The sequence below is a fragment of the Paraburkholderia acidiphila genome (assembly GCF_009789655.1).
GTDB lineage: Bacteria > Pseudomonadota > Gammaproteobacteria > Burkholderiales > Burkholderiaceae > Paraburkholderia > Paraburkholderia acidiphila.
In genome coordinates this window covers 479815-493618 of record NZ_CP046912.1, presented here as the reverse complement: position 1 = coordinate 493618, position 13804 = coordinate 479815, and the positions used below count along the sequence as shown (strand labels likewise).

The following is a 13804-nucleotide window of genomic DNA, read 5'->3' as shown; positions in this document are numbered from 1 at the left end:
TTTGCCCGCTTTGCCGGATCACAATCGCGCGTGCACGGGCGAACGTCCGCCTTGGCGCGGTCCATTCATGTGGATGATTGATCATGCGAATTCTCATCGTCGAAGACGACCTCGATATCGGCCAAAGCTTGATGCGTGCATTGAAGGACGCCGGCTACAGCGTGGACTGGATCCGGGTCGGCACGCAGGCGAGGCAGGCCGTGGTGAGCAACGCCTATTCGATCGTCCTGCTGGACCTGGGTCTGCCGGGCTCCGACGGCATCGACGTGCTTGCCGCCGCGCGAGGACGCGGTTGCACGACGCCCGTGCTCATCGTGACGGCGCGCGACGACATCGAGACCCGCGTTCGCGGTCTTGACATCGGCGCCGACGATTACCTGCTCAAGCCCTTCAACACTTCCGAACTGCTGGCGCGCATTCGCGCCGTGATACGCCGGCACGCCGGCGCAGCGGTTTCCGTCCTCGGCGACGAAACGCTGAGTCTCAACCTCGACAAGCATGAACTCTGCTTCAGAGGGCAGCGCGACATACTGTCCGCGCGCGAGTTTGCGCTCATGGCGGCGCTGCTCGAGCGCCCCGGCGTGATCCTCTCGCGCGCCCAGCTGGAGGACCGGCTGTATGGCTGGGGCGAAGAAGTCGAGAGCAATGCTGTGGCGGTGCTCATTCACGGCGTGCGCAAGAAGTTCGGGCACGACGTGATACGCAATATTCGGGGTTTCGGTTGGACCATCGACCTGGCTGCCCGCGAGGAGCAACCGGGCGCGCCCCCGGCAGATGGGTCCGAGGCGCGCGAGTGACCGCGTTCGAAATACTTCGTTTAGCTGAATGTTTCGAATCGTTCACGGCCGCACAATTCTCGCACCGATCCTGCCAGCGCAGGAAAACGCCGGAATCGCATTACGCGGTTACGATTGGCGGTTCACCACGAAGCTGAAATGCGGCGTGTCCGAGGCCGGCCGGTGATGGAATTGGCGCTTGCGCAACGTTCTCTGTGAATGGAAGGCGTCGGGACACTCGGCCTTCAGCTGGAGAATCGTCGCGTCGATACACTCGATACCCAGCTTCGAGGCCTGGATCAGCGCGCTTTTCTGGTTGGGGTTGAGCTTCATGACGGCTCCTGCGATAACGGGTGTACGGCAGACGCTTAGCTATGCTGGAACAGCGCGAGGCGGCCGCCCTTGTAGAGCTCGTGCACCTTGTTCGCAAGCGAGGCGTGCGGCGCCTTCTGGCATTCGCCGACCACGGCGGCCACCGGCGTTGCGACATCCACGACCGTTGTCACGGTCTCGCTCACACCGAGCTTGTCGACGCCCGAGACCCAGTAGACGAGCGCCGGCTTGTAGGCGTCGTCTACGGCGAGGAAGTCGGAGCAGGTCATCGTTGCGGGCGAAACGGCGGTGACGGGCCTGGCGGTTTCCGCGAGCGCGAGCGGGGAAACGCAGAGACCGGCAACAAGGGCGGCACTGAGCGTTGCGGTGGCGATAAGGTTTTTCATGGCAACTCTCCAAAGTTGAGGAATGTAGGCAACGTATCCTTGCGGGTGCGTCGATGATGGTCATCGTACGGGCCGAAAGTTAGCCCAGAGTGATGGCGTCAGCCGGACCGCGCAACGGCGCCGCCCGCATGATCGCGTTGCGATCCACCTTCCCCTGTTCGGTCAGCGCAATGGAGCGGCTTTGCGTGAGTCGGACCTGGCTTGCGACCGTTTCACCGAATGCCGCATCGAGCGCGCGCAGGCATCGCACCACGTCCACTCGACGTCCGGCCCATGGTTCGACGACGGCATGCCACAGGTCGTCGCTGAATCCGCCACCGCTGGCAAACGCGGTCGCATAGCGCACGTCGGGCAAGCGGCAGAGGACCTCCTCGATATCGACGGGAGCGATCGTGCGGCCGGCGATACGCCTGATGTCACTCGCTCGGCCGAGCACGTGGAGGTAGCCTTCTTTGTCGATGAAACCCATGTCGCCCGTGAGGCACCATCCGTTGCGGAATTTCAGCGCCGTTTCTTGAGGCTGATTCCAGTAGCCTTGCGCAACCGCCGCGGAGCGCACCTCGATCTTTCCCGGCTTCCCAGGCGCCGCGAGCGTGCCGTCAGTACGCCGAAATTGCACGTCGACGCCGTCGCGAACGCGGCCCGCGCAGTCGAGCAGCGCCGGCTTCGATGCCGGTTCGTGAGGTGCCAGCATGCTGACGATCCCCGCCTCGCTCGCGCCGTACAGATGCGTGAGCACGGGACCGAACCGCGCGATCGCGCGGCGGCGCAGCACGGCCGGCGCCGATCCGCTCACATGGGCGATCGAGCGCAGCGAAGACAGGTCGCGCCAGGGGGCGTCGCGATGATCCATCGTTTCGAACAACTGAGGTTCGACAAGCAGAAGATCGGTAACGCGTTCGACCTCGATTGCGGCAAGGGTGGCGGCAGGGTTGTAGCGACGCTCGAGGACGACCGTGCCGCCCGCGGTCAGCGTGGTATCGACGAGCACCTGGGACAGGTAGGCGAGCGGACCGTTGACGAGCTGACGCCGTTGTTCGTCGCGTGGCGCATTCACGAGCGCCGAATAGGCCGCGAAAGAGCGGCAACTGCATTTGGGCACGCCCGTCGTCCCGCCCGAGGAGGCGATCACCGCGAGTTCGTCTGGCGCGCTGCGTCCCGGCAGCGGCGTGTCGGGCTGCGCGTGGGCGAGCACGTCGAGCCGTGTCGACGCACTGCCGAAGCCGACCTGCATCACGCGAAGCGGCGTTGTGCCAGGGGCGCCGGATGTCTCGGGTACAAGGCGGGCAGTCTCCGGGAAGACCACCAGCAGCGCCGGCTCGATTCGCGCAAGCAGCGCCGCGCGGCGGCCGGCATCCGGCACGGCGGGCAGATAGATCGCCGCGGCGCCGATCAGGTTGGCGGCGTAGCGGATGGCGATCGCGTCGGGCCGGTTGGGCGCGAAGAGCGCGACGAGCGAGCCTCGGTCGATGCCGAGCGCCTCGAGCGCACGCGCGTAGCGGGAAACGGCGCCGCTTAGCGCCCGGCCCGTCACGTTCGTCCCTTCGTAGCGGATAACCGGCCGGTCGGCTCGTGATTCGAATTCATCGAGCAGGCAATCGACATAGGGCCGGTACGTCCCTGTCGCTCTCATTTTCGTATCGTGATTCATGGCGTCACCTTGCTCCATCGCGGGCTGTCGAGGAGACGCATGGTGAGCGCGTAAAGTTAGTGGCGAGTGAGCGCCTCACGCGCGCAATGAAAGACACCGATTACAGCGTGGATTGGCTGCGCGACGGCGAGAGCGCGAAGCGCGCCGTGTTCGATCGCACTGTTTTCAGCGGACACGCCCAGGCGCGTTGCAGGAAGGCCTGCCGCAAAGAATCAGTGATGCCAGAAGAGGGACTCCTGACGGGAATGCGTGTCGCCTGCCTGCGCATACTGGCTTTCCCAAGGCCAGATCCAGCCGTTGCGCTTTCCGGCGTTCGGCCGGCGCTCGGCGCTGGCAAGCACGAGCAGGCGCCTCGCTTCGCGGCTCGACGCGTCGACATTCACGGCGTGTCCCGCGTCTTGCCGCACGCAAGCCCATTGGCGCGCGTGCGCGCATTGCCGCGCCTGGCCGATCAACGCGTCGCGCTGCTGCTCGCGCGCGACAAGGTCGGCTTGCATCTGCTGCGCGTCGGGATTGCCGGGCTCTATGGCGAGCGCATTGGCGAGCGCCCTGCGCGCGGGCCAAAGGTTGTTCTTGTCGAGGCTTGCGCGCGCGCTGGCCAGATCGTTCGCGACTTCGGGGTGCGCGCTCGCATAGCGTGGCGCGGCGGGCGCGCGTTCGACGGCAGGGGCATTCTGCTGGGCAACGGTGTGCTGAGCCGCCTTCGCACGCGATAGTGCGCCCGGCGGCCGGTTCGTCAGCGCGGCGAGCGTGCCCGGTGCGTTTTTCGAGCCACTCACAGACCCCATGACCACCTGTGCGCCGAGTTTCGGCTCCCATTCGCTGCGATGCAGGAACGCATAGCCGGTGAACGCAATCGCAAGCGCGCCGAGCCCTGCCCATGCAAAGCGCGGCAGCCGCGAGCGTTCGGCAATCCGTTCCTCGTCGATCGATGGATATTCGCCGTCGTAGCCGCGATTGCCGCCGAGGCCGCCCTGGAGCGAGCCCAGGTTTGCGCGCAGACGCTGTGCAACCCCATGCTCGCGTTCGTCCGGCGCGCCTTCGCTGGCGGCTGCGATGCGGGCGGCGGCGGCCAGCTGATTCGCTCCGCATTGGGGGCACAGCGCGAGCGGCGCATTGAACCTTGTCCCGCAGTAGGGGCACTCCGACGGACCAGGATCGTCGTGACCAGGGGCGTTGAACATGGGAGGAGCGCGCTTTCGCTTCGATTGACGAATTGCCGCAAAATCGGTGCCCGATTTATGCACCAGTTTGAATATGGGCCACTTCGCGGCGAAGATCAATCGGCGGATTCCGCCAGTTTGGCGGATACGGACGGTCGCGGCTGCGGCGAGCCGCGACTGCCTTATGGCTTCACGCAGCCGACGATCGTGGCGATAGCCGCGGCGTCCAGCGTCAAGCCGATGTGCCCCGCACCGGGCACGAGCGTGACCGGCACGTGTGCGCCGGCTTCCTCGAACGCCGCCGCGTATTCGCGGGCGAGAAAGACTTCGTCTTCGGCGCCGGCCAGCACATGCAGGGGTTGCCGCACGCCGCGTATGTCCGCGCGATAGTCGGCGTGCGGGCGAAAGTTCTGCATCAAATTGAACGAATACTGCGGTGTGAGCTGGTCGCGGACCTCGGGCGCCAGCGCATAGGCGATCGTCGGCAGATGATTGAAGGCGCGAATGCGCAGGCCGTTCAGCATGCCGAGCACGACGACGCGCGGCATGCCAACCGACACCCAGCCGCCGACCTCGTTGCGCGTGGTGCGCGCCTTGTGATGCAGGAAGGGTGCGAGCAGCACGTAACGATCGAACCGATGTTGACGCGTGCTGCCCGCAAAGCGCAGCGCAAAGCCGCCGCCCGCCGAGAAGCCGATCAGCGTTTTCGGCAGCGCAGCCAGCTCGCCCGGCAACGCCGCGAGCAGATCTTCCAGGTCGTCTTCGAGCTGGCCGATGTAGTCGATCGTGCCCTTGCGGCCCGATTCGCCGTGGCCGCGGACATCGGGCACGCAGGCCGCGTAGCCGGCGGCGGCGAGCTGGCGGGCGAGCGGATGGAGGCTCGCGCTGCTCGCCGACGATCCGTGGATGAGCACGACGCAGGCTTGCGGCACGCCAGCGGAAGGCAGATACGCGCGCCAGGCAAGCGACGCCCCGTCGCGCGCGGTGTAACGGCGCAAGGCGGGAAGGTCCGAGAAGTCGACTTCCTTGAACGGCGCGTTGATCGATGCGAGCGGCGCGGGCTGCCTCGGGCCGCCCTTGAGGAGCGCAAATGCGGCGGCGACGATGGCGGCGATCGGAACGGCTGAGACGCTGAGAGCCACGGGCGGACCTCGTGTACGTGACGGGTTGATTGTTTTGCCGGCGGTGATGATAGCCGACTAGCCACCCGTGTCCTCTGTTATCCGAAACATTATGCGCGCCAGGTTGACACGCAGCGCGCTCAGATGAACAGCGAAATGATGCCGCCCAGCGTAATGCCCGCTGCGATCCAGCGTCCTAACGTATAGGTGTGGTTCGGGTCGGCGGGTACGTCCGGACGCTCGAGCCCTAGCGCGCCATAGACGAGCGATTTCATGGGCTGCGCGTTGGCCGGTGTAGACCCCGCGTCAGCCGCGTCGCTGGTGTCGCTGGCGTCGGTTGTGTCGCTGGTATCGCTGGCGTCGGTTGTGTCGCTGGTATCGCTGGTATCGCTGGTGTCGGTTGTATCGCTCGCATTGCTTGCGGCATCGTCGCCATCCGCGATCTCGTCGGTCGACGCAGCCGCATAACCTTGCGGCGAAATCTGCACGGCGTCGTCCTGCGTTGGGGACGATACCGCGTTCGTCGAACCGTCGCTCGACTGCGCACCGTCCTGTTCTGCCTGGTCTGAAGCCGCGCCCGCACGCAGTGTGTTCGTGTTGGCGCTACTGTTGGCGAACTGTGTCGCCGCCCCGATTTGCATGGTCGACTCCTTTCGACTTTCTTATGCCCGCAATAATCGCAGGTCCGCGAGCTGAAACGCTCCACGAATAACGCAGAAAAATTCGCGATATTCCGCGGCCAACTCCTTTGCGCCGCCTGCGACAATATCGGTATCCGTAACGTCGTGCGCGTATTCGCGCGCGACGGCCGCGGGACCCCGCCACCCGCAAGAAGAAGTACGCCTCGACGCCGCATGTGGATGAAGTCTTTGCGCCTCACCAGTCCCGTAACGTTCGCGAAGAGGCGAGCTTGAAGCGCCCGTCACGCCGCGAGGTTTTCGAGGCGCTTTATCGCACGCATTATCTGCAGGTTCAAACGCGGCTGCCCGATGCGCTGGAGCGCGATCAAAACGACGATTACGTGCAAAGCGGCGCGCAGATCGCCTGGGAGATCTGGCAGGCCGCGCACGCGCACGCGATCGAGCTGGCAGCGCAACAATGCGAACGTCTTCAGCATCGTCACGACCATCAGGATTACAAAGCAATCTGCCGAATCTGTGCGGGCGATATTCGCGCTCTGCAGGTGGACGCAGAGCGCGATGAAGATGTCACGTGAGTCGCCTAGACGGGCGCTGAAGCGACGAGGCGCAAGCGGTTCGCGGAACGCTTCGGGTCGAGGGCGCGCGTGACTTCGGCGAGCGTGTCGCGCACGGTTTCGCGCATGGTGCCCGAGAGCCCGCCCAGTGCCGCTGCGGCACGGCCTCGCGTGGAGGACGCGGGAGGCGCGGCGTCAGCTTGCGCATTGCGGTTCGCGCGCGCGGCGCGCGTCATGCCGGCGCGCGCGGGCGGCACGCAAATGCAACAGGCGGTGGGCTTGTGTGCGTCGCGCACGTGGCGCACGAAACGCCCGGAGCATACGGTGCAACTCGACAGCGTGAGCAGGCCGCCATCGAAAAAGCGCAGCAGCGTCCACGCCCGCGTAAAGCTCAGCACGCGTTCGGTCTCGGCGCTCTCGCAGTGTTCGAGATAGAGGCGATACGCACGCGTGAGTGCATCGAGCCGGCTGCATTTCGCTCTGTCGGTAAGGAACAGGTAGATGTTGTAGAACAGCGACGCGTGAATGTTCGGCAGCCACGTGAAATACCAGTCCGCCGAAAACGGCAGCATGCCCTTGGGCGGCGAGGCGTTCTTGAGTTCCCGATAAAGCCGGATCAAACGATTGCGCGACAGCGTCAGTTCTTTTTCGAGCACAGGCATGCGTGCGCCCAGCTGGATCAGCTCGATTGCACGCAGGACTTCGCGCGCTTCTTCGGTCACACTGCCTTTGTACATGACGTGGTACTCCCAGGGGCAGCCGGTGACGGCCACGATAGCCAGGCGAATGCCTGAATTTACGGGCGATTATAAAAGCGCGACAAAGAGCGTCAAGAATAATATTTGGAAAGGATTTGCGGGATCTATAAAGAAAATGCGCGGCGCAGCCGATATTCAGGCATGGATTGAAACGGGAAATGGCCGCGCTTTACCACCGGAATTACCCGTTGTGTGTAAATGGAAAGGCCCGGTAAGAATATAAATAAAAACCGGCGGCAAATATCGGTGCGCAATGCACTGCGAATCGGGAAGAATTATTACGGCGTTTTGCGCTTTTAACCTTTCAGGCTTATCTGCCGGTAAACTGCGCCCTTTCCGAACGCATGCGACGCGCGACGTTGCGGCGGCCCGCTCGAACGGCGGGTTCCCTACACAAGCTGCCAACTGATGACTTTGCCTTTCTCCGCCTACACCTCTTCGTTCGCGCAGGCGCGTAAGCGTTTGCCTGTGGACGCGACCGGCAACTTCAACCGCAATGGCGGCGCGACGCTCGCCAACCCGCCGCGCCGCGCGCTGCTCAAGGGCACGGTGAGCCTGCTGGCGCTGAGCGGTTGCGCCAGCACGTTGCTGAGTGCGTGTGGCGGCGAATACACGGGAGGCGACGGCGCGCAGGATGCGCCGACGCCCGTGATCGGTGCGGTGGCGAACTTCCGCGACCTGGGCGGCGCTGCGCCCGGTTATTCGACGAGCGACGGCGCGCATGTGCGCCGCGCCTTCGTTTACCGCTCAGACGCGCTCACACCGAATGCAGCCGGCGCCGCGACGCTGGAGCGCATGGCGCTTTCCAACGTCTACGATCTGCGCACGCCCGCGGAAATCGACGCGGCGCCCGACATGACGCCCAGTACGGCCGCTTACGTTGCGCTCAACGTGCTGGGGACGCTCGAGCCGCCGTCGTTTGCGGGCATGCTGGCCGGCGAGCTCGATGCCGCGATGCAATCGCATTGGCGCACGCTCGTGACAGGCCGCATGCAAGGTTCGGTCTACGGCGCGCTGCTCGAACATATCGCGGATGCGCCGGGGCCCCTGCTGATTACGGGTGGGACGGGCGTGGACGTGGCGGGTTGGGCGTGCGCGCTGTTGCTGCTGATCGCAAACGTGCCGCTCGAAATCATCGTGAAGGATTTCATGCTCACCGACGCGTGGCGCTCGACAGGCGTGGATTCGGTCAATGTGGCGCCGCCCGTGCAGGCCAGCTATCTGCAGGCCGCGTTCGACGCCGTGCAGGGAAGCTACGGGGACCTCAACCGCTATCTCACCGTTGGGCTGGGCCTCGCGTCCGAAACGGTGGATCGTCTGCGCGGGCGGCTCGTGGTTTGAGCGGCGTGGCGCAGGGTAGCGCCGGCGGGCAAGCGGAGTGTCGTAAGGCGCTTACGCGGCGGCTCTTGCATCGGCCGGTAGCGCGATACGCACGCGCAGGCCGCCTTCGGGGTGATTGGACAACTCGCACCGGCCACCTTGATTGCGCGTGAGGCGCGTCACGATGGCGAGCCCGAGCCCGCAGTGGCCTTCGCCGCCGCGTGCTTCGTCAAGGCGTACGAACGGTTTGAGCGCCGCGGCTACGCGCTCGGGGGGAATGCCCGGGCCATGATCGCGCACTTCGACGATCCACTGCGCGCCTTCGCGGCGCGTGGCGATTTCCACGGGCGGCACGCCATGTTCGAGCGCGTTGTCGACGAGATTCGACACGAGCCGGTCGAGCAGCGTGCGCGGCAGCCGGAACGCCGCGCCTGCGCGCAGATCGAGCCTGAACAGCGCGTCGTCGTCGTCGCCGGCATCGGAAAAGAACTGCTCGCGCAGCAGCGCGTCGACTTCCACCTCGGGTCCCGATTCGGGCCGCTGTCGCGCGAATTCCAGAAACTGCTGGACGATATCGTTGAGCGAATCGACTTCGCGAATCAGTTGTTCGCGCTCGCGCTCCGAGCCCATCATGCTCGCACGCAGTTTCAGGCGCGTGAGCGGCGACTTGAGATCGTGCGCGACGCCCGCGAGCATGACGGCCTGATCGTCGTCGGCTTCGTTGAGCTGCTTCATCATGCCGTTGAACGAGCCGATCAGTTCGCGCAACTCGCGCGGCCCGTGCTGCCTGACCGGCGCGGGACGATGGCCGGTGCCGAACGCGCGCGCGGCCTGCGCCACGAGCGAAAGCGGCCGCTGCATCTGCCACATGGCGAGCAGTGCGAGGAGCAGCGAGATGGCGAGCATCGAACCGAACAGCGGCAGCAGATTGCGCGGCGGCGGCAGATCGACGGGCGCGACGATCCATGTGGGCTGGCCCGCGAAGCGCACCCACAGGGCTTCGCGATGGCGCAGGTCGGCGAGAATCTCAGTGCCGGGCGGCAGGTCACGCAGCAGTTGCTTGCGCAAGTCGGCGAGCGGCTCGCGCTTCGGGACTTCGAGCCGCACGTCCGCGGGCATGTTCCAGGTGGGCACGAGATGCACGCGCAGGGCGGGCGCGAGGTCCATTTCGTTGGGAGGCGCGCTCGTTGCCGCGGCCGTCGCCGTACCGGGTACCGCGCTTGTCGCGGCGTGCAGCATGAGCAGCAGGCCGCGCTCGAAGCCCTCCACTTCGTGGCGGCGCGGCTGTGGCGCGAACACGATGAACCAGCATGCCTGAATGGCGAACAACAGGAGCGCGGACATCAGCGCCATGCGCCCGAACAGCGTATTCAACGGATTGTTCATGCCATTACGCGTTCGTGCGGTGGCCGCTCTTGTCTGCGGCAGGATTCGCAGACGGATCCTCGATATCGCCTTCGATGCCGCCCCCGCTTTGCGGGACGAACACATAGCCCTTGCCGCGCAGGGTCTGCACGTAGCGCGGCTGCGCAGGATTGTCTTCGATCACGCGGCGCAAGCGCCAGACCGGCACGTCGAGACTGCGCTCGTTAAATTCCATGCCATCCGCATGCAGCAGATCGTGAATCAGCACACGCGAAAGCACACGGTAGGGATGTTCCGTGAAGATCGTCAGGAGGACGAACTCACTGCTGCGCAACGGCACACGCTTGCCGTCGCGTTCGAGCGTGCGCGCCATGAAATCGAGTTCGAAAGCGCCGAAGCGGTAACGCTCGCGCGCCGTGGGCGCGCCCGCGGGCCCGTTGCCGCGCCTGCGCAGCACGGTCTGGATACGCAGCAACAGTTCCTCGGGATCGAAAGGCTTCGCGATATAGTCGTCGGCGCCCAGCGTAAGACCGGCAATGCGGTCGCCCACCGCGCTGCGCGCGGAGGCGAAGATCACCGGAATGTCATCGCCTTGCGCGCGCAGGGCGGCGAGGGCGCGCAGGCCGTCGGTGCGCGGCATCATGACGTCGAGCACGACGACCGATGGCCGCTCGCGTTCCAGCCGCGCGCCGAGATGCGTGCCGTCGTGAAGGACCGAGGCTTCGAAACCGTTGGCTCGAAGAAAGCCGGAGAGGAGATCGCGCACGACCGGATCGTCGTCGACGATGAGAACGTGTGGACTCATCGCCGTATTTTATTTGATATCGACAACCGGCAGAACAGCGCGCGACCGCAGATTTCTTGCCGCAGCTTACATGGCCGCTTACTTCAGGGCGACGGTGCCTGGCTCGATGGAGGTTTGCGTAGCGTGCGCGGGCGCAGTCGATGCAACGGATGCGCAGTTCAGCGCATTCGTCGGGTCTGCTGGCTTCGCGGCTGCGTTGCCGAGCGCAGGGCTCGCGGGCTGAGCGGGCGGCGCGTCCATGGACGCCATGCCGGCTGCCTTCGCGAATGCCGAGTTCGCGCCGGCCATTTTCGCGGTCGCCGCCGAGACGTCGCCGGCTGGTGCGGCCTCCTTGGAAGGCAGGTGATGGGCGTGCGCTTGCGCGAGCTTCGTTTGGCGTGCGTCGGCGGCCACACCGCTTGGCATCTTTTGCAGATGAAGCGGCGCATTGGCGTCGGCAGACGCGACCTTCTCGCCCGCTTTCTTCACGCTTTTCGCGTTGTCGGCGGCCGCCGCGTTATCGTCCTTCGGCGCGGGCGCAATGCCGTGCATTTCGAGCACGGCGTCCTGTGCGGAAGGGGCGAGGCGCTGGTCCACGACGCCTTCCTTCACGCGCTGGACAGCAGCCTGCTTGCCATGCTTGAGATCGCCTTCGAGTTCGGCGATACGGCGGTCGTACCAGTCCGTCACGCACGCCTTGTCTTTGCAGTTGTGCTGGCGCCACTGCCATTGGCTCACGCGGTCGGCCTCGAGTGCGGTCGTATCGGTGGTCGCGTCGAGGGCGCTGCGATAGAGCGCGGCCAGTTTGTCGTCGAGCGCGGAGAGCGTCGGATCGTTGCACACGAGGCGCTCGGACGCCGACGCGTTGCGCGGGCAGTGGAAACTCGCAGCGTGTGCGAACGGCGAGCCAGCGAGCGACGCGAACAGCGCGATCGCAGCAGCGTTCAGGCCGCGCTTGAAGAAGGCGGCGCGACGGATTTTCGGTTCTCGGTTCATGGCAGCCATGATGATGTTGAAATAGGAGAAAGACGGGTGCAGCGTGTGGCTCGTGCGGCGTCGCAAAGTCGCGCGTCGCCGCAGTGAGAACTGCAGTGAGTACGATAGCGCGGCGATGAGCGCGCAATGTCTGACTCAGCGGGGAGAATGCAGAAGCGCTTACGAACCATTACACGTGCCGCTGCGCGTAGTCATCGCGGCGGGACGCTGCGTGCCTGTAGCGCGCGCCTTCGCATTGAAATGGCGTGCAATACGGGCATTCAGGTCCTTACCGGGCGGGAGGATTTCGAAGAAGTGGAAAGTGGCATTCAACATTGACCGATGTCCCGGCCATCGCGCGCAGCGCTTAGCGCCGATCATGCGTGCTGAGTCCTGCCGGGAGCCTGTCTTGTTCCGCGCAGCCCATCAACGCATCGGGTCTCCGCTCCCATGCCACATGAAATCGTGTCATATGTCAGCCGTGCGAGCGCACGCACGCTGAAACTCGGCGCCGCGTGCGCCGCGGCACTCGCGCTCAACGGCTGCGCATGGACGCTCATCACCGCGGCCGATGCGACTGGCTCCGTGATTCAGGCAGGCTACGCCGTCGCATCGAACTACTCTTCGCCTAAATTCGTGACGGGGCGGCCAGTCAATCTGAGCTCGATCTGTATCGAGAACAATCCCATGGTCACATCGGGAGACTTCGTGCCATCGCTGCAACTCGTGCTCTCGCAGCGCGGCGTGACGTCGGACGTGTACGGCGCCGGAACCGAGCCGGTGAGTTGCGAAGGACGTCTCGTGTATAACGCGTCGATCGAATTCGGCAAACCGACGTTCAGCGACGAAAGCCGCGCCTATCTTTCGACGATCAATCTGACGATCTTCATGCATAACCATATTGCCGTTACGGGGCGTTACGAAGTACGCGGCCTCGGTACCGACCGCTACTCGAGTGCGGCGGTGAAGCTCAAGGGGCTGCTGGACAGCATGGTGGTCGACCAGACGCAATTGGGCAATTCATTCCAGTCCGCTTCACGCGACCAGTAAACCGGGTCGCCCGCGCGGCGCGCGGGAAAGGATTGGTAAGGCTGCGGGCCTGTACCGGCTCGTTCTCGTCCCTTACGATTTACGCATGGCAAATAATATCTTTCTCGTCGACGACGATCCGGTCGTGCGTGACGTCACGGCCGAATATCTGCAGATGCGCGGCTTCACCGTCACGACGCTGCCTTCCGTGCGTGCGATGCAGGAGCGGTTGCGCTCCGAACGGCCGCAGGTTGTCGTGCTCGATATCATGATGCCGGAGGTGGATGGCATCAGCGCGCTGCGCGCCTTGCGCGAAAGCGGCGACGATCTGCCGGTCATCATGCTCACCGCGCGCAACGAAGTGATCGATCGCGTGCTGGGTCTCGAATTTGGCGCCGACGACTACGTGGGCAAACCGTTCGATCCGGGCGAACTGGTGGCGCGCATTCGATCGGTCATGCGCCGGCGCAGCATTTCGAACCTCACGGGCGCGCCGGAGAGCCGCGAATCGTTTCGCTTCGGCCCGTTCGAGCTCGATTTTCGTTCGCGGGAGCTGTATCGCGACGAAGTGCGCATGCCGCTGCGCTCTAGCGAATTCGCGTTCCTCAAGCTGTTCGTCAATCACTCGATGACGATTCTTTCGCGCGAGCGGATTATCGAAATCGTGTACGGAGAGGCGGGGCGGTATCGCAACCGTAGTCTGGATGTGGCGATCTGGCGCTTGCGGCGGCTGATCGAAACCGATCCTTCCGAGCCGCGCTATCTTCAGACGGTGTGGGGGCACGGGTATGTGTTCGTGCCGGATGGCGAAGTGGGTTTCGCCGAGCGCTTTGGCGAACAGGCTCGCGAGCATGGGGATCAAGCGGGCGGCGAGTACGCCGACGAGTTCGAAGGCGAAATGCCGGATGGTGAGGAAGACTGATCGTTAGGCGACCGGTTTGGCCTTTC

16 protein-coding genes are annotated in these 13804 nt (G+C 64.8%); 6 read left to right on the top strand and 10 right to left on the bottom strand.

The window, feature by feature from the left end:
• Window positions 1–83: 83 nt before the first annotated feature.
• Window positions 84–797: a response regulator gene (locus FAZ97_RS32425; protein ID WP_158762860.1), complete on the top strand. Its 714-nt coding sequence runs from the start codon at window positions 84–86 to the stop codon at window positions 795–797.
• A gap of 108 nt (window positions 798–905) precedes the next feature.
• Here FAZ97_RS32425 and FAZ97_RS32420 read toward each other — a convergent pair whose 3' ends face one another.
• The 6 genes from FAZ97_RS32420 to FAZ97_RS32395 form a co-directional block, all read right to left on the bottom strand.
• Entirely contained in the window at window positions 906–1109 is a 204-nt protein-coding gene (locus FAZ97_RS32420; protein ID WP_158762859.1) for a hypothetical protein, read from the bottom strand.
• Window positions 1110–1144: 35 nt separating this feature from the next.
• The gene (locus FAZ97_RS32415; protein WP_158762858.1) at window positions 1145–1495 is read right to left on the bottom strand and encodes an HdeA/HdeB family chaperone; all 351 of its coding nucleotides are present in this window, start codon (window positions 1493–1495) and stop codon (window positions 1145–1147) included.
• A gap of 79 nt (window positions 1496–1574) precedes the next feature.
• Complete coding sequence (locus FAZ97_RS32410; protein WP_158762857.1) at window positions 1575–3128, bottom strand: class I adenylate-forming enzyme family protein; 1554 nt, start codon at window positions 3126–3128, stop codon at window positions 1575–1577.
• 230 nt (window positions 3129–3358) lie between these two features.
• Window positions 3359–4330 carry a hypothetical protein gene (locus FAZ97_RS32405; RefSeq protein WP_158762856.1) on the bottom strand — a complete coding sequence of 324 codons (972 nt, stop codon included), beginning with the start codon at window positions 4328–4330 and terminating at the stop codon, window positions 3359–3361.
• Window positions 4331–4491: 161 nt separating this feature from the next.
• On the bottom strand, window positions 4492–5451 hold the full coding sequence (locus FAZ97_RS32400) for an alpha/beta hydrolase (RefSeq protein WP_158762855.1): 960 nt from the start codon (window positions 5449–5451) through the stop codon (window positions 4492–4494).
• A 119-nt stretch (window positions 5452–5570) separates the two neighbouring features.
• Window positions 5571–6071 (bottom strand): hypothetical protein, encoded by a 501-nt coding sequence (locus FAZ97_RS32395; RefSeq protein ID WP_158762854.1) that lies wholly within the window; start codon window positions 6069–6071, stop codon window positions 5571–5573.
• A gap of 215 nt (window positions 6072–6286) precedes the next feature.
• Between FAZ97_RS32395 and FAZ97_RS32390 the strand changes: the two genes are divergently transcribed.
• Complete coding sequence (locus tag FAZ97_RS32390; RefSeq protein ID WP_158762853.1) at window positions 6287–6646, top strand: hypothetical protein; 360 nt, start codon at window positions 6287–6289, stop codon at window positions 6644–6646.
• Window positions 6647–6651: 5 nt separating this feature from the next.
• Here the strand turns inward: FAZ97_RS32390 and flhC are convergent, their stop codons facing one another.
• Entirely contained in the window at window positions 6652–7362 is a 711-nt protein-coding gene (flhC, locus tag FAZ97_RS32385) for a flagellar transcriptional regulator FlhC (RefSeq protein ID WP_158762852.1), read from the bottom strand.
• A gap of 49 nt (window positions 7363–7411) precedes the next feature.
• Between flhC and FAZ97_RS32380 the strand changes: the two genes are divergently transcribed.
• Both FAZ97_RS32380 and FAZ97_RS32375 read left to right on the top strand, forming a co-directional pair.
• Complete coding sequence (locus FAZ97_RS32380) at window positions 7412–7606, top strand: hypothetical protein (RefSeq protein WP_158762851.1); 195 nt, start codon at window positions 7412–7414, stop codon at window positions 7604–7606.
• Window positions 7607–7791: 185 nt separating this feature from the next.
• Window positions 7792–8724, top strand: a complete 933-nt coding sequence (locus tag FAZ97_RS32375) for a tyrosine-protein phosphatase (protein ID WP_158762850.1) — start codon at window positions 7792–7794, stop codon at window positions 8722–8724.
• Between the two features lie 51 nt (window positions 8725–8775).
• Here FAZ97_RS32375 and FAZ97_RS32370 read toward each other — a convergent pair whose 3' ends face one another.
• From FAZ97_RS32370 to FAZ97_RS32360, 3 genes are all read right to left on the bottom strand, one after another.
• Window positions 8776–10089, bottom strand: coding sequence for an ATP-binding protein (locus FAZ97_RS32370; protein WP_158762849.1), 1314 nt, complete (start codon window positions 10087–10089; stop codon window positions 8776–8778).
• 4 nt (window positions 10090–10093) lie between these two features.
• Entirely contained in the window at window positions 10094–10873 is a 780-nt protein-coding gene (locus FAZ97_RS32365; protein ID WP_158762848.1) for a response regulator, read from the bottom strand.
• 78 nt (window positions 10874–10951) lie between these two features.
• Window positions 10952–11848, bottom strand: coding sequence for a lysozyme inhibitor LprI family protein (locus FAZ97_RS32360; RefSeq protein WP_158762847.1), 897 nt, complete (start codon window positions 11846–11848; stop codon window positions 10952–10954).
• Window positions 11849–12292: 444 nt separating this feature from the next.
• Here FAZ97_RS32360 and FAZ97_RS32355 point away from each other — a divergent pair, with 444 nt between their 5' ends.
• Both FAZ97_RS32355 and FAZ97_RS32350 read left to right on the top strand, forming a co-directional pair.
• Window positions 12293–12877, top strand: a complete 585-nt coding sequence (locus FAZ97_RS32355; RefSeq protein WP_407671959.1) for a hypothetical protein — start codon at window positions 12293–12295, stop codon at window positions 12875–12877.
• Window positions 12878–12962: 85 nt separating this feature from the next.
• On the top strand, window positions 12963–13778 hold the full coding sequence (locus FAZ97_RS32350; RefSeq protein ID WP_158762846.1) for a response regulator: 816 nt from the start codon (window positions 12963–12965) through the stop codon (window positions 13776–13778).
• Window positions 13779–13804 lie beyond the last annotated feature (26 nt).